Origin of the sequence: Salinibacter pepae, from assembly GCF_947077775.1 — a bacterium.
Classification (GTDB): domain Bacteria; phylum Bacteroidota; class Rhodothermia; order Rhodothermales; family Salinibacteraceae; genus Salinibacter; species Salinibacter pepae.
Genome location: NZ_CAMTTE010000001.1, coordinates 50,904 through 72,750, shown reverse-complemented (window position 1 = coordinate 72,750; position 21,847 = coordinate 50,904). Strand labels below are relative to the sequence as shown.

Here is a 21,847-nt window from a genome sequence, read left to right as displayed (position 1 = left end):
TTGTGGGCATCGCCCAGGGGGCCGTCGACCGGTGCTCCGGGCCATGCCCATGCCTAGGCCGCGAGCGCCCCCGACGCGTCGTCGGGCACATCTTCGGCGAAGTCGTGCACCAGCAGCCCGCTCCGAAGCTTGGGCTCGAACCAGGTGGACTTCGGGGGCATCAAGCTCCCCTCGTCCGAGACCGCCACCAGCTCTTCAATATGGGTCGGGTACATGCTAATGGCCAGTTGGGCCGCTCCGCTCTCCACCCGGGCCTCCAGCGCGTCCGTCCCCCGAATGCCGCCGACGAAGTCAATGTTGGGGTCCCGCCGCTGATCGCTGATGCCGAGCCGAGGCTCCAGCAGGTGCTCGCTCAGGCGCGACACGTCCAGTCGATCGACCCCCCGGTCGCCTTCCGGCTCCGGCAGGGCCAATCGGTGCCAGGCCCCGTCCAGATACAGGCACACGTGTCCCTTCCGGGCCGGCACCGGGTCGTCCACGTTGCGGGTCAGCTCGAAGTCGCGGGCCAGCTGCGCCAAGAAGTCACGGGGTGAAGTGGGCAGCTCGTGGACGATCCGGTTGTAGGCCATGATGTGCATGTGACTCATGGGAAAGAGGACCGCGGTGAACATCTCATACCCGGGGACGTCCGCCTCGGCCTCCTCTGATTGGCGCAGTGTCGCCGCGGCCCGGCTGGCCGCCTTGCACCGATGGTGTCCGTCTGCGATGTAGAGGTGCTCGACGTTCTGAAACGCCTCGACGAGCGGGCCCGGCGCCGGGGCCTTCCACACCGTGTGCCGTACGCCATCCTCCGCCTCAAAGTCGTACAGCGGGTCCTGTGCCTGCACGTCCGACACGAGCGAATGAATCGTCTCGTCGTCACGGTACGTCAGCATGACGGGCTCGGCGTGGGCCTGCTGCGCGAGGATGTGCCGGGTCCGGTCGTCTTCTTTGGCGGGGCGCGTCTCTTCATGCTTCACGATGGTGCCCTCGTCGTATTCGGCGACCGACACGCCCCCGAACACGCCCGTCTGCTCGCGGCCGTCCATTGCGAGGCGGTAGACGTAGACGGTGGGGGCCTCCTCCCGCACCGTGTAGTCCGCCTCTACAAACCGGCGCAAATTGACGGCCCCCTGTTCGTACACGGCGTCTTCGTAGGGATCCCGCTCCGGGGCCAGGTCAATCTCGGGCCGGGCCACGTGCAGGAAGCTCCGCGGCTTCCCTTCGGCCCGGTCGCGCGCCTCGGACGTATCGACGACGTCGTACGGCACCGACGCAATTTCTTCGAAGTGTTGAGGACGGGGGCGCACGGCCCGAAACGGATGCACAGTGGCCATCGACATTGCGACCTTGATGAGGAGGATGGACGAACACGATGCCAGTATACAGGCCAGCGTGTGAAGACGCATACCTGTCCCTCGTTTTTTCAGAAGGGGTTTTCATTTCAGAATTTACGGGCGCTCGGCGATGGGAGCATGGGGGCTCCCCCGACGCACAGGGGCGCATGGAGGACGAACGGCGGCGCGCGTCTGCCCAACCCGTCCCCCGAACCGCGGCGGCGCCTGCGCGGGCGGCGCAGCCGGTCCGTGTCGCCCCGCCCGCCTGGACTGCGATGGGCACGCCCGAAGACAGCACGCGCCGTTCTGTCCCCGCGTACCAGGCGCCGGAACGGAGCTCAGTGGTCGGCGCAGGGCACGGGTGTCAGCCATCGGCCGAGGCTCCTCCTGACACTTCGCGTCACTCAAAAGGTGACCCGCAGGACCAGAGGAGGGCCGAGAGACAAGTCGGAAGAGGCCCGGAGCGAGGGAGGTGTCACCGCGCGGCGGAGTTGGTGAACGAGCAGGGCAATGCCCGTCCCCAACACCGTTCCGACCAGTACGTCGCTGGGATAGTGCACCCCAAGATGCACCCGGCTTAGCGCCACGCCCGCCGCCCAGAGCGCACCGGGGCCCACGACGTACCATCGCGGATACGACAGCCCCCAGGAGGTCACGAGGGCCGCCGAGAGGGACGCATGCCCGGACGGGAACGAGAGATGTGCATCTCCGGGGGCCGGCGGTCGGTGACGATCGGCGCGCGCCTCCAACGGCCGATGGACGTACGGGCGGGGGCGCCCCACCACGTGCTTCGCCCCAACCACAACCCCGTACGTGAGCCCTTGGGTGAGGGTCAACCGGTAGGCGGCAGCCCGCGCGGCGGGGGATTCAGTGAGCACCGCGCCCCCCCAGGCAAGCGGGACGGCCCCGTAGAACACGGGACGGGCCGATTGGTGCGCCCCCCACACCCCACCCGTGAGCGCCGGCTGCCTCGTGCAGTAGAGAAGCGCAAGGCCGCGTACATCGAGGGGGCGGTCGGGGGCCGCCTCACAGAAGCGGGAGCTGGCAGATTCCGGCGAGGGGCGCGAGGGCTGTGCCCGGGCCGCCTCGTGCCCTCCCACGTGCATCAGGATGACGAGCAGCGGCCAGATCAATCCGTGCAGGCACCGTCGGACGGCCATGAGCCTACGCTTCTTCAGCGGCGGCTTCCGCCTCCTCTTCGTCCTCCTCGGAGTCCTCTTCGACCGTCGCAAGCCCAATTTCCCCACGCAGGGCCGACTTGATCTCGTCACGCTGCTCGTCGTTTTCCTCCAGCCACTCTTTCGTGTTTTCGCGTCCCTGGGCGATGGTTTCGTCCTGGTACGAGTACCAGGACCCACGCTTCTGAAGAATGTCGTACTCCGTGCCCAGGTCAATAATCTCTCCGAGCGACGAGATGCCCTCCCCGTAGATCAGGTCAAACTCCGCCTCCTTGAACGGAGGTGCCACCTTGTTCTTCTTCACCTTCACGCGCGTGCGATTGCCCACGACATCCTGCCCGTCCTTGACGGCTCCAATCCGGCGAATGTCCATGCGGACCGAGGAGTAGAACTTCAGCGCGCGGCCGCCGGAAGTTGTCTCCGGGTTCCCGAACATCACCCCGATCTTCATTCGGATCTGGTTGATGAAAATCAAGGCCGTCTTCGTGCGGTTGATGGTGCCCGCCAACTTGCGGAGGGCTTGGCTCATGAGGCGGGCCTGCAGGCCGACGTGGGTATCGCCCATGTCCCCCTCCAGTTCTGCCTGCGGCACGAGCGCCGACACAGAGTCGATGACAATCACGTCGAGCGCGCCACTGCGCACCAGCGTGTCCGTAATGTTGAGGGCCTGCTCGCCGGTGTCCGGCTGCGAAATCAGAAGCTCGTCCGTGTCCACCCCGAGCTGCTCGGCGTAGTTCGGATCGAACGCGTGCTCGGCGTCCACGAACGCGCACGTCCCGCCAAGCTTCTGGGCCTCCGCAACAACGTGGGCTGCGAGGGTCGTCTTGCCGGAGGACTCGGGCCCAAAGATTTCGGTGATGCGTCCACGGGGGACCCCCCCGATCCCCAACGCATCGTCGAGCGCGAGGGAGCCCGTCGGAATCGCCTCCACCTCCTGGTTGGGATCGTCGCTGAGACGCATGATTGCCCCCTCGCCGTGGTCCCGTTGAATTTGCTCAACGGCGAGGTCGAGGGCCTTTTCTTTTGCTTCTCCGTCCTTGTCTGACATATCGTACCTGACGCGACTCGATCAAAAGAGCGGATTTCGGTGCAGGGCGCCCCCGACCGATTCGTGGCTTCGTAGACACGAGGACGACACAGATCTAACGTGCCTCGGGGGGTATGGATGCAACGGGCATGAACGAAGCAGCCCACCGGATGGTCCCCGGCCCAAAAATCTGAACACATGATTCGAACATATTCCGCAGCGCCCGACGGAAACGGGGCGGTTCACTCCGCAAGGCGGTTGTACTGCGAGGAGTGGGAGGGGTCCATTTGGACGAGTAGACCCTGCGCCTGGCCTTCAAGATCACTCTCCTCGAAGATTGCGGTTAACTCCTGGTTTTTCGTCGCGAAAAAGAGGTTCAGGGCATCGGATTGCGACAGACGGTCGCGGAGGGTCCGGAGCGTCCGGAGCACCTCCAACAGGGTTTCTCGGGCCGCTTCGGTCTCCTGCACGAACCGATCCAGGCCCTTTCGGTGGTACTTGTAGTACACCCGACGCAGGGGCTCATGGCGCTGGGCGCGCAGGTTCGAAAGAAGCTGCACGCGGGTCTGCTGGGTCCCCACCGAGGACCAGCCCGGGTCTCCACTTCCCTCGGCCTGATCGGCCACGGTCTGTGCCCGGTCGAAAAAAGGCGTTCCGCCGAGCGGACTGAACGTATCGTAGTCGTACCCGAGGATCAGATAGGCGTAGAAGTCGAGCACCGACGTCAGCGGGTTGTACCGGTCGAGATCGTGATTGAGGGACGAGCCTCGACTGTACTCGAAGCGCCACTCTGGGTCGTTCACACGGGCGACGACCGAAGACTGCGAGGTCCCGTAAATGGGGCGCCGGGTCGTGACGACGAGCCGGGCCCGAAACTCGGACAGGCTGATCGACTCTTGGAGGACAATTTGCATCGAGCAGGAAATGCGCTCGTGGGGCCGAAACGCATCGTCGGTCCAGGAGCGTTGGTTCATGTACTCCCGGATTTGGCGTTCAAGATCGTCGAGAAAGTCAAACTCCGACTCGGCCCCGCTGATCTGCGAGTCGTCAATCTGGACGCGGCAGCGCAATTCCTGTCCGCCCGCCGGAGACGCGAGCAAAAGCGTCCCCAGGACGGCAAGTCCCCACACAGCCGCCGGAATTCGAACCACAGCTCTGGAGGAGACAGATGAGCAGTTGGTAGCGGAATCATGCTACCTCTCCCCTCGCCGTGAGGTTTCTGACGCGGTCTCCTCTGGCATTCGTGCGGTCCACTCGTCCCGACCCTCGTTCCCGTCTATCGTTTTTAATATTTGATTTTTTAAAAACAAACGAGTACGATTAGTACCCAAAGTCATGGCACCAGTCGCCCTCCGCCATGCGTCATCTCTTGGGGCTTCTTATCGCTGGGTGCTTGGTGGCCGGCTCGTCCCCGGCGCACGGGCAATCCACGTACGACCTGTTCGGCGGGGCCCGGGCATCGGCCCTCGGATACGCCTCGACCGCCCTCACGACAGCCTCCGGCGTGCACGGCAATCCGGCCGCGGCCGCCCGGCGCTCTCACCGGGTAGTCTCGTTTTTCGCCCGGGAAGCCTTCGGGCTTTCGGCACTTCGGTACGGGTCGGTGGCGGGCACCTGGCCCGCCGCGTGGGGAAGCGTGTCCGGCGGCGCCAGCACCTTCGGGGGCGACGGATATCGGGAGGTTCATTACAGTCTGGGGTATGCGCGTGGGCTCTCATTCGGGACCAGTCGGCACGTGCACCTCGGGCTCACGGGGCGGTACTACCATACACGCATCGACGGATACGGGAGCGCCGGCACCGTGGGGCTGCACCTCGGCCTTCTCCTCCCCCTCTTGTCGTCGCTGGACCTGGGGGCCCACGCCACGAACGTCAACGGCCCCTCGCTGGTGGAGGGAGAGCCCCTGCCCCAGACCCTATCGGTGGGCCTTCAGTACCGTGCGGGCGACGCTCTTCGGGTCCTCGTGGACGTCTTCAAGGACCGCGCCTTTCCCGCCGCCGTCCGGGGCGGCCTCGAAGTTCGCCCCCTCCCTTTGATCGCACTTCGCGCGGGCGTAACGACCGCTCCCCCCCGATTCACCGGAGGCATTGGACTCCACCTCGGCTGGCTGCAGGCACACGTTGCCGCCGAGCAACACGCCGAGCTCGGCTGGACGCCCTCCGCGTCGCTCGACGTTCATTGGTAGCGGTGTTTCCATGTCTCCGATACGCCTCGTTCCTCAACGTGCCCTGCCCCTCCTACTCGGCCTGCTCGCCGTCTTCACGGGGCCGTCCCCTACGACTGCCCAAACGCCCCCGGACACACTGCGCGCCGACACCACGAACCTTGGCCCGCGGCTGGAGCCGATCCTGGACGCACTCAGCACCACGGACCGCACGGCCACCCTGGCGGCCGAGCAACTTGCCAATCTGAAGGCGCAGCCCCTCGCACTCAACCGGGCCTCCGTCGCCGATCTCTCGATGCTGCCCCACCTAACGTCGAGAGACGCCCACCGCATCGTGCAGTACCGAAATGACAACGGCCCCTTCGACGCGGTGGGAGGACTGCGGGCTGTCGACGGCATCGGACCCGCAGCGGTTCAGTCCGTTCGGCCCTTCCTGCACCTTGAAGAGACGGCCTCCCAGTCGATCTTTCCTTCGATCCGCACAATCACGTCAAATCTTCGCGTCCGTCTCACCCAGCGATATACGCGGCGCCTCGATCTGGGACGCGGGTTTCGTGAGGATCGATTTCTCGGACCGCCCGGGCGTCTTACGACCCGTCTCCAGCTGGCCCACGAGCGTCGCCTTCAGCTTGCGCTGACGCTCGACAAGGATCCGGGTGAGCCGCTCCGGTGGTCCCCCCAGACCCAAACCTATGGGTTCGACCACATCACCGGAAGCCTTGCCCTCCGCGACCTCGGCCGCCTCAAGACGCTCGTCCTCGGCGACTTCACGGCCCAGTTTGGGCAGGGCGTCGCCCTCTGGCAGGGGCTTCGGTTCGGAAAGGGACGCGACCCAATCGCTCCGGCCCACAAGCGCGGCCGCGGCGTCCGCCCCTACCACTCGGCCTCGGAGACCTCGTTCTTTCGTGGCGCGGCGGCCACCATCGGGCTGCCCGGCGAACTGTCCCTCACTGCGTTCGCCTCTCGTCGACGCCGGGACGCGTCGGTCGATTCCTCCTCTGCCAGGGGCACCGGCCCGCGTCCGGTCCGCACCGTGTCCGGCGGCGGGCAACACCGCACCCCCAGTGAGCTTGCGCGCAAGGGCACCTTCGGCGAGACGACCCTCGGCGGCGCGCTGGCGTACCGACGGGCCGGGCTCCACCTCGGGGTCACGGGCTATCGGGCCCGCTTTTCACGACCGCTCCGGCCCGGGGACCGGCCCTATCGGCGGTTCCGAGTGACGGGCGACGGAACGTCGATGCTTGGGGGGTACGGCACTGTTTTCCTCGGGGACTACACCGTGTTCGGGGACGTTGCGCGTTCGCCCCACGGCACGTTTGGCGGCTTGCTGGGCGCCGCACTGGACGGGGACTACGCCGAGGCGGTCGTGGTGGGGCGTCGGTATCCGTCCGACTTTGCGTCGTTCTACGGCAACGCCTTCGGGGACGGAAGCCGGCCCCAGAACGAAATGGGCGTCTACACGGGCCTGCAACTCCAGCTGGGCCCAACGTGGAGCGTCGGGGCGTACCTCGATCAGTACCGTGCGCCCTGGCTCCAGTTCAATGTGCCCCGTCCCTCCACCGGATGGGAGGCGCGTGTGGTTCTTGACTATGCCCCCCGTCCCTGGCTTTCCAGTTACGTTCAGGTTCGCGTACAAGACGAGGACGAGGGGACGGAGTACCGCCGTGCCGGTCGGCCCCTGGAAGGCCTGCAGCGAAAACGCCGGTACTCGACACGGTGGCATACCGAATACCGGTTCAGCGACGCCCTGACCGCCCGGACGCGCCTCGAGCTGTCCTTGCATACAACCCCGGACGCACGGTCGAACGGGTTCTTTTTGTCTCAGGGGCTTCGTTGGAGCCCCCATCCCGCCCTCACCGCCGATGTGCGAATCGCATTCTTCGATACAGACGGGTTTCCGGCTCGCATCTACGCCTACGAGCATGATCTGAGATACAGCTTTTCGGCCCCCGTTTTCTTTGACCGGGGCCGACGGGCCTACGCCCTCGTGCGGTACGAACCGTTCTCCTCACTGGCCCTTGAGGCGAAGTACGGGGTGACCCGCTACGACAATCGTACGACGATCGGCTCTGGCCTGAACCAGGTCGAGGGATCCCGGCGTCGCGAGGTCCGACTTCAGGTTCATTGGACCCCGTAACGCGTCGGGAAATACCGAAACTTGTTTGAAGCCTGGCACAGTGATTGATGTGGAAGGGAATTCCATGGATCCAATGTCCCTACGCACGCATTCGCATCGTGATTTTGGCGACCGCCTCGCCCGTATCAGTATCGGCTTGAGCCCGCAGACGACGTCCCCAAGCCCTCGTTTTTTCAGTTCTTACCCCCCACCCTTCGATCTATGACTTCATCGGAGACCCCCCGCATTCTGGCCGTAGAGGACAACTCAGAGACCCAACTCCTGTTGGAGCACTTGCTTAAGGGATCCTACGAAACCGAAGTAGTAGCCGGCGTCGAGGCGGCGCTCGCTGCCGTAGAAGAAACACCCTTTGAGGTTCTGCTCCTCGACATCAACCTCAGTGAGGACCAGACCGGGACGGATCTGCTTCACCTCATCCGGGAGCGTGACGGCATGGGCCAAGTTCCCGCAATCGCGCTTACGGCCTACGCCATGCCGGGCGACCGCGAGGACTTTCTCGAAAAAGGCTTCGACGAGTACGTCAGCAAGCCCTTCACCCGAGACGACCTTACGGAAGCGATCGAAAGCACCCTGAATCCGGCATAGTTCTCGTCCGGGGTACAGAAAAAGCCCAGGGCCGGACGCCCTGGGCTCGGCGGCCCGAACATGCGTCCCGATGAGCCTTGTCAGCTCTAATTCACGCACGTGGCCTTGAGCGTATCGCGTCGGTCCGAGAGCAGGGCCTCCCACTCGGCCTCGTCGACCAGCTCGTCTCCCTTGAAGTACTCCCACTCGTCGACGCTCTCGTCGGAGATGACGACCGCGTTCGACATGTGAGCCACACGCTTGAGAACGGGAGCGGTCTCCATCTGGTGAACAAACGTAATGGTGCACTCGCCGTCGGCCGTCTTTTCCTTCACTGACAGCCAGTTGTCGCCACAAACCTGGCAGCTATAAAAGCGAGACTCTTGCTCCTCGCCGAGCGGGTTGTCGAACTGGTCCTCCTCTTCAAAGACAACCTGCATTGGACGCAGACTTTCACATCCACACGTCTTGCAGCGGAGCGTTTCCATACAGGTGGAGTAGACTGGTGAACAGCCAATGGAGTAGTCTGAACGTCGCGACCCCGCACAAGTTCGTTCGGGCCGGTTGCCCCCCACTTACGCGTCGCCGAGACCGTTCGCCCCGCCTTGCGCCGCCGCGGGACGCGGGCCCGATGCCAGACAGACGCCGCACAACGACGCTCCCATGAGGGCCCACCAGAGAGATGCCGGCGAAGACCCAACGGTCCAGAACCAGACAAGACGATACATTCGGGATCCATCGGTTGTCGGCCCTCGGAAGTCTGAACCCCAGTGCGCGGAGGGCGTTGTCTCGACTCGCAAACGAGGCACCAAGAGGCGCCCTTCGGGCCTTCCCCGCAATGCCCCCCGGTTACAGTATTGAGCAAAGCACGAGAAGAGCAGTAAAGGTCCCTCCTTTGGGTGGGACTATGAACCTGTCGGTTCGGGGACTCTTCTCATGATCTCGAAGAGATCAATCCAGCGTATGTACCTGACCCGCACACTCAAATTGGGCAGAACCGATCAACTCGACCGCCTTGCGCGGCGAGCGGGGAATCTGTGGTATACAGTGGCGAAATGGCACTGGCGCTTTGTAGACCGCCAAGGATACTGGCCCTCGAAAGGCCAAGCGCAAACGATGTACTGCAAGGGCTTCGACGGACTTCATAGCCAATCCGCGCAGGCCGTCGCCGACAGCTTCTACGACAGCCTTAATGCGTGGCGCAAGAAGCGGAAGACCGGCAACTACGAGGGGCTGCGCCCGCCCTACAAGCAGAAGCGGGACTTCAAGGTGCAGTGGAAGGCCTCTGCGACTCGTCTTCGAGACGACGGCGTGCCTCCCTGTACTGATCGACTGGCCGTCCGGCAAAGAACCGAAGCGGGTCGAGATCGGGGGGGACGGCGACCAGTACGAGCTTTCGCGCTCAGCACAACGTCGAAGAAGACGAAGAGCCGAAGGGGAGCACGAAGGGTGGCGTAGGCTTTGGCGAGAAGCATCTTGCGACGGTCTACGTTGAGGGCGGAGAAGACACCAGTGTTCATGGCGGGCGGCTCCGCTCGCTCCGCAGGCAACACAACCCAATATATTCAAGTCTTCGGTCAATGATCGACCGTAAGAACAAGGGAAGTAGGCGTTGGAAGCAGGCTCGTTCGAGCGAAAGATCAGCAGTGAACGAAGATCCGCAACCAGATCGAGGATTTCCTGCCCAAAGTCACGACGCGGCTTGTAAATGTCCTCCACGAGAGACGGACAGGAACGGTCGTAGTCGGAGACCTCATAGGAACCCGAGAGCGGATCTCCTACGGTGACCGAATGAACCAACGCCTGCATCAATGGGCATACTCGAAATTCGAGCACATGCTCACCTGCAAGGCCCAGCTTCGCGGACAGGCCGCCCAAGCGGGCCTCGGAAGCCTACACGTCACAGACGTGTCCGAACTGCGAGCACAGGCATAAGCCCAGCGGCAGAGGCTTCGACTGCCCACAGTGTCAGTTCAGCGGACACCGAGACGCAGTAGGCGCATGGAATATCTTGAACAAGAGGTATCCTGGGAACGAACCGAGAGGTTCTACCCAGGTAGCTGGCGAGATGGCTTCGCCCACTGGTATTCGGCATCGCCCGAATATGCAGTGTAACCCGGCGACCGTTGGTAAGACCTGCACAGAGCCGAAAGGCTCTCACAGGCAGGCGGGTAGACCCGTGGGATAAGGGCAGAGAAGCCCGCAGGAGAATCTCCCGCGCTTTGCCCCGGAGGGGTACTCTCCGAGCAGCCGGGGGAGAAGTCAAGGCCGCACTTCCGCTCTACTCAGTGTCCGTTCTGACCAATGACATTCACCCTCGAAGCCCGCTGGTTCGGCTCCGCCCCCCTCCCCGATGCCCTCCGACAATGGTTCGCCGCACTGGGGGCGGTGGAGACCTCTACCCAGACCGACCTGTACCTTCCCGCAGAGGATCCTGCGTTCAACCTGAAGATACGAGACGGACAGCTCCAGATTAAGCGCCGGCTCGCCGGCCCCATCAGTACTGCCTTCAGCGACGCGGCGAGTGGACGCTGCGAACAGTGGGGAAAGTGGACCTTGGATCTGGCCGACCCGCCGGTCGCTGTTTGGGACGACGATCCCACAGACCTGTGGGTGGCCGTGGAGAAGACGCGCCACCAACTGTCGTTTGCCCCGGAGGAGCAGTCCGCCCTCTCGGAACGCCTGCCCACCACCCCCGCAGCGACCCTTGACGCCGAGCTGACGACCGTGGAGGCCGCCGCGGACACCGCCTGGACCTTCTGCCTGGAGGCTGAGGGGCCTGTGGCAGGCCTCGTGGATACGCTCACGGCGGCCGGCCCGGCCGTATTGGACGAGACGCTGCCGGTCGCCCTTGCCCCCAACCAGTCGTTTGGGTACGTACGCTGGCTTCAGCAGCGCCCCTCCGTTACGACACGCCCCGCCTCCAGCGTCCAAATTCCCCGCGACTAGCCGAGCATCCCTCCCCGGAACGCCGGGGCATCGCCCTCCTCTGCAGGTGGGCCCACCTGCCTCCCCCCATTGCGTGGGGCGCACCCGAGGCCGAGTGGGCGATCCGGCCCATCGGTGCTCGTCCTCGCGGGACGGTTCAAAATCAGAACGGGCTCCTAGGGGCAATTCTACTGCGGCGCTCCCTACAAAGCCTCCCACGCACACCGCCTGTCGGTTCTCCGAAAAATTGTTGACGACGGCCTCTGGGAGGGACCTGTGTTCCTGCGCAGTGCTAAAAGTGAAAGAAGGAAGCCCCATCGGCCATCCGGTCCTGGCGTGCACCGAGGCCATCACGGTTCGCGATGGAGGCCGCGACCACGCTTCTTTTGAGGAAATGGGCGGCTCTGTACCGCAAATGCGACTCCACTCAACACCGTGAGAGATTCTCTTCGACCATGCCCCCCGGCGTGGCTCCTCCTGTGCACGTGCCTCCTCGGCGCCTTCGCCCTCGGCGGATGCCAAAGCTCTGGGCAGGAGACAGCCGGGCGAACGGTCGCCGAGCCCGCCCCAGAGAACTACCGGGACTTTCAACACGCCGACAGCCTGGCGGCCCACCTCCGTTCGTCTCCGGATCCCCTGGTGAGTGCCCACCGGGGCGGGCCGGACACGGGCTTCCCCGAGAATGCGCTCCCGACCTTCCGTCACGCGTTGACCCACGGGCCGGCTCTCCTGGAGACCGACGTGCGGATGACCCAGGATAGCGTGCTCGTGTTGATGCACGACGCGACCCTCGACCGGACGACGACGGGACAGGACTCCGTCCGGGCCCATACGCTGGAGGAGCTCCGCTCTCTCCAACTGGTTACCGACAGCGGCATCCCAACTCGATTCGAGGTCCCAACGCTCTCGGAGGCGCTGGCCTGGGCGGACGGCCGAACGGCCCTCCAGCTGGACGTGAAGGACAACGTGCCCCGCTCCCGGGTTGCAGCGTCCCTCCGACAACATGATGCCCTCGATCAGGCGCTGGTCATCACCTACACGTTGGAGGACGCCCGGTGGTATCACCAGCGCCTGCCGAACCTCATCCTCTCGGTCTCGGCGGAGACCAGCGAGGAGGCCAACGCCCTGGTTCGGGCAGTCGACCCCTCGCGCCTGCTCGGGTGGGTTGGGACCGGAGCGGTTGCCGACGGCCCCGCCGAGGTGTTTTCGAAGAACGAGGTTCCCGTGTCCGTCGGGACCTTCGGGGAAACCGACCAGCAGGCACGCAGCCAGGGACTCATCGTGTACCACCGCCTGTTTGACCGGGGGGTCGACGTGGTCTCTACCGACGAACCCGCCCTTGCCAGCCAGGCGGCCGCCACCTACGACCTCCAGACATCCAATTGAACCGGGCTGTCTCTTGGGCTGTCCCTTACGGACGGAAGTCAAATTCCAGCTGCCCGCCCGCCCTCTCCTCGTCGGTGAGCGAGGAAACGCTAATCCCCAGAAGCCGAACCGGCTCGTCCGGAGGGTGGGGACGATGCAGAAGACGCTCCGTGATGACCATGAGCGCGTCCTCCGCACGAAGGGGGCGCTCCACCGTCGTCTGTCGGGTGGAGACCTGAGGGTCGTGGCTCTTGAGCTTGAGGGTCACGGTTCGTCCCTTCCGGTTCGCCTGTCGAAGACGTTGGGCCACCCTCTCGGCGATTGGGGACAGCCGTTCCAGCATCGTTTCCGCCCGGTCAATGTCGTCCGGGAAGGTTCGTTCGGCCCCCACGGACTTGCGGTCCCGATCGGGCTGAACGGGCTGGTCGTCGGCTCCCACCGCGAGCGTCTTAAAGTGGCGCCCCCGCTTGCCAAAGTGATGGATGAGTTTTCGCTCCGGGGTCTCTTGCAGGTCGGCCCCACTCTGAATGCCCAGCTCCTGCATCTTCGCCGCGGTGACCGGCCCGATCCCGTGAAACTTCTCAATCGGCAGCTGGGCGATGAACCCCATCTGCTCGTCGGGACGGACCACGGTGAGCCCATCCGGCTTGTCCAGGTCGGAGGCTACTTTCGCGACAAACTTGCCGGGCCCCACCCCCGCAGAGGCGGTGAGCCCCGTCTCCTCGTAGATTTCGGTCCGGAGGCGGCGAGCAATCAAGGTGCCCGACGGGCGCCCCGTCTTGGGCTCCGTCACGTCCAGGTACGCCTCGTCGAGCGATAGCGGCTCGACCAGATCGGTATACCGTCGGAGGATCTTTCGAATGCGCCTCGACTCCTCCTGGTACACGTCCATGCGGGGCGGCACGAAGATAAGGTCAGGGCACTTTCGGTCGGCCTCCACCGCCGGCTGCGCCGAATGCACGCCGTAGGGCCGGGCCTCGTAGCTGGCCGTCTGGACAACGCCCCTGGGCGGGTCGCCCCCGACCGCAATCGGCTTTCCGGCGTACCGATCGGGAAAGTCGCGTTGCTCGATCTGGGCGTAGAACGCGTCCATGTCCACGTGGACGATTCGACGGGCATCTTTCTCCGTGTCATTGCCAGACGTGCCGCCGGGGTCGTGGCCGCTCATCGTTGATCAATTCGGAAGCGAGGGAGGGTGCGTAGCCGAAGGCGCTCTCCGGTGGGACAGTGTTTGACGCCATGTACGACGGGCTCCGCTCCTGGCTCGGCGGGGGGCTCACCTCTCCGACGGGTCGTCTCACGAGACCAATGGATTCCGCCCCCTCGCTTGGACCGGCGGATGAGGGCTTGGTCTGTCTCTGTCCCTGGTTTCCCACTCCAGCACGCGTGCCTCGTTTCAGGACCACTGAGACGTTTTTCGCAGGGAGACGGAGGGGGGTGCTGCGGCAGACCGATGTCGTTCATCCACGACGCAATCCGTTGATGCGTGATAAATCGATTTATCGTAGACGCCGCCGGTTCTCAGGGCGGATCGCATCCGGTGGGTCATTTCGGGGGTCCCTCGAATTCGTCCGTGGTGCACGGGTTTGAGAACGCCTTCCATCGCAGCGTGACGGCCTCACGGTCTTCCATTTATCACGGTTCTCCCATTTCAGAGCTCGTCTGTGCCCGACGGGAGCTGCGATTCTGACTACCGTTCCAGCTGGTCGAGCGTGCGTCCGGCGTCGTCCGTCCACTCGCTCCATCCATTGCTCGAGCGGCCAAGGACGACGCCAGAGGCGGCGCTCGGGGAGTTAAAGGCATGATTCTCCCGAAAGACGAGCCGGTCGTCCTGGCGTTGCAGAACCCCATCTGCCCGGAGGTTCTTTCGCCGTCGCTCGATCGCCTCCGGCGCCGACGGGGTCGTTTCCAGACGGGCCGCCGATCCTTCAAAGACCACGAGGCCGTCCTCGGTGTACTCCCCCGTGGCCGTCGCGCCGTTCCCTTGGCAGTACAATTTGGGCTGTCCGCTACCGGCATCCTTCTCGGTCGGAAGCGGGTTGAGAATCGGAAAGCCAAGCATCGAAAGAAGCGTCTCGATGGTGCCGAAGTTGTCCCGAAGCTCTGCGAGCATCGCCTCGGGAATGTGCGGCTCCGCGGGCGTCTGGGTGTTTTGGAGCCGGAAGCGCTGGGCCGTCTGCGCCGTCCGGATGCAGTCGTATTCCAGGCGCCGGGCGTGGGCCTTTGTGAAACTGCGGGTCTTCGACGTGATGGTGACGGCCGTCGTCCAGAAGTCTTTGCGCCGGTGATGCCCAGCGACCCGCTGTAGGCAGTTCTCCGCCTCTCCAATGTACGCTGGGGGCTTGCTCGCATCGTCCCCCACCTCCCCAAAGAGGAAGTACACCCCAACCCGATGCACCTCGTCGCGTCGTTCGGCCGCGTCGAGCTTCTGGCGGGGAATCTGCACCGCCTGAACGGTTCGACTGGTGATTTCGGCAACCCGGAGGCTTTGGGCATTCCCGTCGGGAAGAAAGATCTGTACAGTCTTTGGACGAGCGTCATCCATAGGAGGCGAGCAGATCAGGCGATTGCATGCAGCGGTAGGCGAACGGCCCCGTTGAGAATCCGTCCCGTTCACTTCTCGTTCAGTCTTTTGATCCTCATCGGGGGAACGGGCAGGAAGCATTCCGTGGGCTGAAAGCGAAGGGCGATGGTTCAGACGCACGCGGGTGCGTGCGCAGGTGGCGACACAGTCGATTGTGCTTCACAGGCCCAACGGGGACGGCCACTACTCTCCTCGTGATCGGCTACACGGGCCAGTTGTCATACGCGAAAAGAAGCCAGGGATTTCGGGGTCACAAGAAACAACGGCTCTTGTGTTCTACCCGGACGCTTGGAGGGGGCGGCGCGTCCATAGCGGACGTAGATTTATCTGGCCCCCGGCTGCCTTCAAGAAAAACTATGTTTTCAAGGCACGACTTACAATAACGGCAATACGGTCCGGAGAACGTTGTCCCACACGTGCTGTTGGGAATCGAGTCGGAGGCTCTTGCGTCATTGCCCGAAAGCGAGGAGTCCGGGGCACGCCACGCGCCTGCCGCGATGGTGCTAATCCAGTGAGCAGAATACACGTCAGGAGAGACACCGGGATCACTTGCCTCGGGGCGTGCATGCCATCTACAGTCGGTCCATCCACAGTCGGTCAAGGCATCTGGAGCTCCTAGGCGCCGTGAGTAAGCCCAACGCGGAGGTGTATGAGCAACTTGAGGTGTATCAGCAGCTTCTTGAGCTCGAACGGCAGGCCCGTCCCTGCCTTTTGACCCTCCCAGAAACTGTCATCGCCGCAAAGACAATTCAGCGCGTCGACGACCGCTCGGCCTCCGTGCCGACGGTGCGTGTGATTGGTGCCGCCGGCGACAAGAGGGACGTCCCACTCCGGCGCATCGAGAGCATCGAGCTCCCGGTATGATGGGGGGCCTCAAGGAGGCGACACGACGGGTCAGTCGTCGTGTTGCTCACGGCCAAACCGTCTCTCGAGCAAAAGCCCCGCCCATTGTTCCCCTGTGCTGCTTCCGACACTCTTCCCACTGAATGCCCCCCCGGCGTGCGCACGCACCGCGGCTGTGGTGCTCACCGTGGCGCTCCTGCCACTGGCCGCCGAGGCGCAGGTGCTCGACACGCTAGCGACGGGGTCTGATTCAGTAGATTACGAGGTTGAGACGTACTTCGTGAAGGTGGACACCGCCTCGTTCTTCAAGCCGCATGACGACAAGAAGGCCGTCCGGGCCCTTCTCAACCGGACTGGAAGGGGACGATGCAGGGTGGTGACCGTGGTGCGCGCAGTTAACCAACGGAAGGCGAACGTACTTGCCAAACGCTACAGCGGAGGGGTCATTAACATGCGTCTCATCGTACGATGTGCACCGCTCTCCCCCACCCAATCTTCCGTTCCCACCCTCACACTAAGCCAAGAGCAAGGAGGGGACCCCCTGAATCCAAACAACGAGCGGCACCGCTTCCGGCGTGGAGCACGAGAAGACCTAATCTCTTCTCTGCAGCGATTCGAGAGGCAGTGACAGTCTCTGTCTGAACTGCTTCACGCCCGGCCGGTCCGGACTGTCCCATGACCCAGGGGGCCCACAGGTGCAGCGGGGGCGGCGCCTGGAACGTCGTCGACAACGGCAGTAGTCGCTTCGGGAAGGGCGCGCGAGCGGTTCTGTCACCTACCAATCGCCACCGAAGAGATGCTCCGCGTCGATTACTGGTTGGTCAGGTCGCAGATGCCCGAGGCGTCCTACTTGCCTGCGACGTTGACCGACAAGGGCGCATTGATGGCAGAACCGGAGATGACGTTCTGCTGAGACAGGGGAGTTGCGTCCAGAACGCGGACACGGCCGTCGGGCCAGTCGGTCACGTACACCGTTTTGTCAGTCGACCCACAGGACAGGACTGGCCCCGTGATATATGATCCGCTCGGCTCAGGAGACGCCACACGCTTTTTCTTCGTTTTCAGGGCCCTTTTTGAAAAGGGCCCCTAACGGCAGAGCCCTCCACAATTAAAAAGCCCCTCAGGCCGCGCTGAGGGGCGATATTCGGAGTGTGGGTCGGCGGTGGGGGAGGGATTTGAACCCCCGGGACCCGTGAGGGCCCTCCGGTTTTCGAGACCGGTGCATTCAACCAGGCTCTGCCACCCCACCGTGAATGTTGGTAGTGCCCAAAAGCGGCCTTGAGTGGCGCTACGGGCCGATTATCGACCAACTCTCCTTCCGGCAAAGGGCGGGGTCCAGAAACCTTTCCACCGCGATATACTCTCTCAGACGGGCGTGACTGCTCAATTACTGCTCAATTATTGCTCAAAAGATGGTATCGGCACGAGCTGGAAGGGTTCTTCCGCCTCCTCCAGACCTGTATGCCAAGCGGTGATGACTTTGGATAGCCCCCCTTCCCGCTTTGCAGACAGGAGCGGCCAATTGGGGTCGTAGTTCGGCCACTGCCTTTCCTTCCAGCTTCCCTTTTCGAAGAGAGCGGATTACAAACATTCGGCAGTTCGCTCGACTAACCAGTGGTTTGCTTTCTGAAGTTTAGCTCCAACTGCTGCGGTCCACCGCCCCTTCCATCAAGGGATGAGACGCTTATGCCAAGCAAGCGCACCGGCTCTTCCGGAGCATGGGGTCGCTTTAAAAGACGCCTCACAAGCACCATCAAATCCTGCTTCGAATCGACGGGACGATCCAGCGTGGTCTGGCGGGTGGACACCTCGTGGTCATGGCTCTTGAGTTTCAGTGTAACCGTACGACCCTGTTGGTCGGCGTCCTGGAGCCTCTCTGCGACCCTCTCTGCGATCGGACGAAGTTGGTCGAGCATGGCCCCCGGCTTTGCGATGTCCTCGGAGAAGGTCCGCTCGGCCCCCACAGACTTGCGTTCCCGGTCGGGCTTTACCGGACGGTCGTCCTCCCCCATCGCCAGTTTCTTGAAGTGGCGGCCCCGTTTCCCGAAGTGATGAGTCAGCTCTCGCTCCGGCGTTTCCTGCAAGTCGGCCCCAGTTTCGATGCTGAGGTTCTGCATCTTCTCCGCGGTGACGGGGCCAATGCCGTGAAAGTCCTCGATCGGTAACTCGGCGATGAACCCTGCTTGATCTGCGGGCCGAACCACCGTCAGGCCATCGGGCTTGTCTCGGTCGGAGGCGACCTTTGCGACGAACTTGCTGGGGCCAACCCCCGCCGAAGCAGTCAAGCCCGTCTCCTCATAGATCTCCTCGCGGATGCGCCGGGCGATCAGCGTCCCAGAGGGCGGCCCTTTCTTCGGGTCGGAGACGTCCAAGTACGCCTCATCCAAAGATAGAGGCTCAACGAGGTCGGTGTAGCGAAGCAAGATCTTCCTGATGCGCTTTGACTCCTCCTGATACACGTCCATCCGGGGCGAGACGAAAATGAGATCGGGGCACTTCCGATCAGCTTCGATCGCCGGCTGCGCCGAATGCACGCCGTACGGACGCGCCTCGTAGCTGGCCGTCTGGACCACGCCTCGTGGGGGCTTGCCTCCCACGGCGATTGGCTCCCCGGCGTACTTCTCCGGATTGTCTCGCTGCTCAATCGCCGCGTAGAACGCGTCCATGTCGACGTGGACGATACGGCGCGCTTCCTGCTCTTTACTGTCGGAAAGTATCTCCTCCGTTTTCCCCATAGACTTGGACACTTTTTGGTTATAAGCAAAGGTTCAAGTGTCCAGATTGTGATTGACCTTAGTGCGCCGTCACTCCAGAATGGCTACGATGTCGTAGGCACGTGCAGGCCGAATGCTACCAGCCCCGACAGTTGTAAGGCGCTCAAATTCAACGAGATCTACTCATCCGCATCAGACTCTTCATCAGGCGGACTGAACTTGATTGGTTGTAGGTGACGGGGAATCTGACGGTTGTTTTCGATCACTTCACTAAGGTTTTTCAGGACTCGCAGTACGGAGTCGAGTGTTTTCTCAGTGAGCCAGAATGCCGCAAATCGAAGTGTGACATGTTGATCCCCCGCTTTCTTGCGAAGGCCACTCATGTCGCTGACAAACCGACTAGGAGCGTATGCCTTGAGAACCCTTTCCCGTTTTTCCAAATCTGCAGTATTCATTACGCCCCCTAGCCGAGCGTTGTAGTGGATCAAGTCCGCCCGGTAATCAAACAACTGACTAACCCATCGGCGGTCCAGGCGGCGAATAACAGGTCCAGCGATACAGTCTCTTATTTCGTTTTCGTCGTCTCGCAGGGCCTTGGCAACGCTCCCCCAACTCTTCTTGGCCTGGTTTCCTAATCCGCACAAGAAATGAGCAAGGTAGCCTACGTAGTCGAATAAGGAGCAGGAGTGAAATACTATATTATCGAACATCGAAAACTGCTCGCGGGATAGTTGTCTAGAAGGATAGGGCGCATGTGGCCCAACACTTTCTGCGATATCATTATGAGTTGACTGAATATCAAGCAGCAATGAGAGCTGTATCTTGAGTGCGTCTGCCCGATATTGCACATTGTTGCGGATACGAACCATATCGTCATCGGCCATTTCGCCTGAAACCTTGGCCATGTACTGGATCCCGCTCCCTATCAGGTGCCTACTTATCTCCCTCACGGTTTCCGAAATCTCTTCCAATCGTTCCTCAGGGGACTCTACATCCAGTTCATCTTCCTGATAATGGCTCATAGTCAACCCACAGATAGATTTGCGATCAATGTAGTCAGGCTACGGCCACCGGCAGCTCATCCCAGCGGGTCGTATACCGGGGGCTCCGCTTCTGGCGTTTCATGGCCCAGTCTCGCTCTCCCGGGAAGCCTGCCGCCGCAATGCCGATGGTTTCCTTCCCGTGCGTTTGGTTGATGCGATCCACCGCCTCCATCAATCGCTCGTCTTGTTCCCTCCCTCGGCTAAAGAGACTCTCCTGGTGCGGACGGCTCGGATGGATGTCGTAGAGCATTACGCCAGCTTTCTTGTACCCGTACCCGCCTCGATAGATCGGTTCGAGGAGTCGCCGGGATGCTCGCACAAACGGCGCTGCACGGGCCGTGTGCTCCCCGAGAGCTCCCGCCACACCATTCGAGTAGTACGGCGGTTCCCCGAACCGTTTCGTCGTGACGAACACCTTGATGCCCTTTGCGACGAGCCCTTCCTCTCGAAGCATTTCCGCGGCCCGTTGGGCGTGCTTGGCAAGTGCCTCGCGCAGATTCTTTTTCGACTCCACTCGCTCCCCGAACGACCGGGACCGCACGAGGGTCTTCCGGTCGGGGCGTACCAGCTCCAGATCCAGGCACGACCGCCCCCGAAGCTCCCATGCCGTCCGCAGGCCGACGACCGTCATTTCACTTCGAATCCAAGGGTCCGGGAGGGCCCGAAACCCCGCGGCGGTGGCCACTCCTTTGCCGTGTAGCGTCTCCTCGTAGGCGCTGCCAATGCCCCAGATGTCCCCGACCGGGACGCGCTTGAGCAACTCCTCGAGTTTCGGTTCTGGCGGGCAGACGTACGTGCCTTCTCCCCATCCCGCACGCTTGCGAGCCTTCGCGTTCTCATCGGCCACCTTCGCGAGGGTCTTCGTCGGGCCAATGCCGACGCGTATCGGCACGCCGACGTGCCGGCGCACCTTCTTCCGCACACGGTCGGCCAGCTTCTGGAGCTCCCCCCTCTCCAGCGCAGGAAGGGTGAGAAAGGCTTCATCGATCGAATACCGCTCCAGCTCCAAGGCATCCTCCTCCAAGATCGAGTGGACGCGGCGAGACATGTCCCCGTAAAGCATGTAGTTGGAGGACAGGACTTCGGCTCCCATCGCTTCAAGCTCCTCGTCCCACTTGAAGACGGGTGCCCCCATCGGCACGCCCGCCTGCTTCACCTCTTCGCTTCGGGCGATGATACACCCGTCGTTATTCGACAGCACCGCGACGGGGCGATCCCGCAGGGACGGATCGAAAACTCGCTCGCAAGAGGCGTAGAAGTTCTCACAGTCGACGAGAGCAAAGACTCGCTGCATGAGGCCAGACCAAGTGCCGAGACAGACATGAGGCAGACAGTCGCTGTGGGCCTCCACGGGGCCCGACAAGGCGTCGAAAATGCAAGGCGACCCCCTACGACACCTCATGGACCACGTGCCGCACAACGCCCCATACGACCAGCTCCTGGCCGTTCCGAATTGGGATCGGGTCATACCCATCTGCCTCCGGCATCAGATATGGATAGCCGGAACGTACCTCGTATCGTTTGACCGTCAACTCCCCATCTAAGGCCGCTACCACAACCGAGCCATCCTCCGGCTCAATCGACCGATCTACCACCAGGATGTCGCCGTCGTGAATCCCTGCTTCCGTCATCGAGTCACCCGCCACGCGAACGAAAAAGGTTGACTCTTCTTTCTCAATGGGCTCCGCGCTGAGGTCGAGAGCGGTCTCTACGTGATCATCTGCCGGCGACGGAAATCCAGCCGGGACCCGCGACTGATAGAGCGGCAGAGTAGTTTCTTTTCCGCGGCGGGCCTTGCGGACGGCAGTGGCGACGAGGCCGTGGTCGGAACCTGAATGGGCCATGTGTGCTGGTCGGTTACTGGTCAGAAGCGGGACACCCCCATTATAGCAACCAGCACACATATTTCAAACATGTATCTGCGGGCCAGAGGAAGGCCAGTCCAGTGCCACTTCCTCTCAGTTTCCGTCGAGTCCGCTGCTGA

19 protein-coding genes, 1 tRNA gene and 1 pseudogene are annotated in these 21,847 nt (G+C 62.9%); 9 read left to right on the top strand and 12 right to left on the bottom strand.

Translation table 11 applies throughout. The annotated features are described in order from the left end of the window. Positions 1–53: 53 nt before the first annotated feature. From OJA40_RS00330 to porD, 4 genes are all read right to left on the bottom strand, one after another. Positions 54–1,388, bottom strand: a complete 1,335-nt coding sequence (locus tag OJA40_RS00330) for a DUF1015 domain-containing protein (protein WP_208426706.1) — start codon at positions 1,386–1,388, stop codon at positions 54–56. 332 nt (positions 1,389–1,720) lie between these two features. Next, positions 1,721–2,476 (bottom strand): phosphatase PAP2 family protein, encoded by a 756-nt coding sequence (locus tag OJA40_RS00325; protein WP_208426705.1) that lies wholly within the window; start codon positions 2,474–2,476, stop codon positions 1,721–1,723. A gap of 4 nt (positions 2,477–2,480) precedes the next feature. Then, positions 2,481–3,542 (bottom strand): recombinase RecA, encoded by a 1,062-nt coding sequence (gene recA, locus OJA40_RS00320; RefSeq protein WP_208426704.1) that lies wholly within the window; start codon positions 3,540–3,542, stop codon positions 2,481–2,483. Between the two features lie 221 nt (positions 3,543–3,763). Further along, entirely contained in the window at positions 3,764–4,651 is an 888-nt protein-coding gene (porD, locus tag OJA40_RS00315) for a type IX secretion system protein PorD (RefSeq protein WP_263809806.1), read from the bottom strand. A 227-nt stretch (positions 4,652–4,878) separates the two neighbouring features. Between porD and OJA40_RS00310 the strand changes: the two genes are divergently transcribed. From OJA40_RS00310 to OJA40_RS00300, 3 genes are all read left to right on the top strand, one after another. Continuing rightward, positions 4,879–5,706, top strand: a complete 828-nt coding sequence (locus tag OJA40_RS00310) for a hypothetical protein (RefSeq protein WP_208426702.1) — start codon at positions 4,879–4,881, stop codon at positions 5,704–5,706. A gap of 10 nt (positions 5,707–5,716) precedes the next feature. Next, positions 5,717–7,822 (top strand): ComEA family DNA-binding protein, encoded by a 2,106-nt coding sequence (locus OJA40_RS00305; RefSeq protein WP_263809805.1) that lies wholly within the window; start codon positions 5,717–5,719, stop codon positions 7,820–7,822. A 201-nt stretch (positions 7,823–8,023) separates the two neighbouring features. Next, on the top strand, positions 8,024–8,407 hold the full coding sequence (locus OJA40_RS00300) for a response regulator (RefSeq protein ID WP_043552317.1): 384 nt from the start codon (positions 8,024–8,026) through the stop codon (positions 8,405–8,407). A gap of 86 nt (positions 8,408–8,493) precedes the next feature. Here the strand turns inward: OJA40_RS00300 and OJA40_RS00295 are convergent, their stop codons facing one another. Further along, positions 8,494–8,826, bottom strand: coding sequence for a hypothetical protein (locus tag OJA40_RS00295; RefSeq protein WP_263789686.1), 333 nt, complete (start codon positions 8,824–8,826; stop codon positions 8,494–8,496). 1,216 nt (positions 8,827–10,042) lie between these two features. Between OJA40_RS00295 and OJA40_RS15440 the strand changes: the two are divergent. From OJA40_RS15440 to OJA40_RS00275, 4 genes and pseudogenes are all read left to right on the top strand, one after another. Further along, positions 10,043–10,192 (top strand): annotated as a pseudogene (locus tag OJA40_RS15440) (IS200/IS605 family accessory protein TnpB-related protein); the annotation flags it as partial. 1 nt (position 10,193) lies between these two features. Beyond that, positions 10,194–10,574, top strand: coding sequence for a transposase (locus OJA40_RS15435; RefSeq protein ID WP_263811006.1), 381 nt, complete (start codon positions 10,194–10,196; stop codon positions 10,572–10,574). Positions 10,575–10,690: 116 nt separating this feature from the next. Further along, positions 10,691–11,335 (top strand): hypothetical protein, encoded by a 645-nt coding sequence (locus tag OJA40_RS00280; RefSeq protein WP_208426699.1) that lies wholly within the window; start codon positions 10,691–10,693, stop codon positions 11,333–11,335. A gap of 414 nt (positions 11,336–11,749) precedes the next feature. Further along, entirely contained in the window at positions 11,750–12,700 is a 951-nt protein-coding gene (locus OJA40_RS00275; RefSeq protein WP_208426698.1) for a glycerophosphodiester phosphodiesterase family protein, read from the top strand. 25 nt (positions 12,701–12,725) lie between these two features. On the opposite strand, the gene dinB (OJA40_RS00270) is transcribed toward OJA40_RS00275, so the two are convergent. Both dinB (OJA40_RS00270) and OJA40_RS00265 read right to left on the bottom strand, forming a co-directional pair. Then, positions 12,726–13,847 (bottom strand): DNA polymerase IV, encoded by a 1,122-nt coding sequence (gene dinB / locus OJA40_RS00270; RefSeq protein WP_263809804.1) that lies wholly within the window; start codon positions 13,845–13,847, stop codon positions 12,726–12,728. Positions 13,848–14,369: 522 nt separating this feature from the next. Continuing rightward, on the bottom strand, positions 14,370–15,224 hold the full coding sequence (locus OJA40_RS00265; protein WP_263789697.1) for a GIY-YIG nuclease family protein: 855 nt from the start codon (positions 15,222–15,224) through the stop codon (positions 14,370–14,372). A gap of 663 nt (positions 15,225–15,887) precedes the next feature. Here OJA40_RS00265 and OJA40_RS00260 point away from each other — a divergent pair. Then, positions 15,888–16,127, top strand: coding sequence for a hypothetical protein (locus OJA40_RS00260; RefSeq protein ID WP_208426695.1), 240 nt, complete (start codon positions 15,888–15,890; stop codon positions 16,125–16,127). 94 nt (positions 16,128–16,221) lie between these two features. Then, a complete protein-coding gene (locus tag OJA40_RS00255; protein ID WP_263809803.1) occupies positions 16,222–16,734 on the top strand; it encodes a hypothetical protein in 513 nt (170 codons plus the stop codon). 532 nt (positions 16,735–17,266) lie between these two features. On the opposite strand, the gene OJA40_RS00250 is transcribed toward OJA40_RS00255, so the two are convergent. From OJA40_RS00250 to OJA40_RS00230, 5 genes are all read right to left on the bottom strand, one after another. After that, positions 17,267–17,355: transfer RNA gene (locus OJA40_RS00250), tRNA-Ser, on the bottom strand. A gap of 358 nt (positions 17,356–17,713) precedes the next feature. Continuing rightward, positions 17,714–18,841 (bottom strand): DNA polymerase IV, encoded by a 1,128-nt coding sequence (dinB, locus tag OJA40_RS00245; protein WP_272506863.1) that lies wholly within the window; start codon positions 18,839–18,841, stop codon positions 17,714–17,716. Positions 18,842–18,999: 158 nt separating this feature from the next. Continuing rightward, a complete protein-coding gene (locus tag OJA40_RS00240; protein ID WP_263809801.1) occupies positions 19,000–19,842 on the bottom strand; it encodes a hypothetical protein in 843 nt (280 codons plus the stop codon). Between the two features lie 34 nt (positions 19,843–19,876). After that, entirely contained in the window at positions 19,877–21,157 is a 1,281-nt protein-coding gene (locus OJA40_RS00235) for a Y-family DNA polymerase (protein ID WP_263809800.1), read from the bottom strand. Between the two features lie 94 nt (positions 21,158–21,251). Beyond that, positions 21,252–21,707, bottom strand: coding sequence for a LexA family protein (locus OJA40_RS00230; protein ID WP_263809799.1), 456 nt, complete (start codon positions 21,705–21,707; stop codon positions 21,252–21,254). Positions 21,708–21,847: the final 140 nt, after the last annotated feature.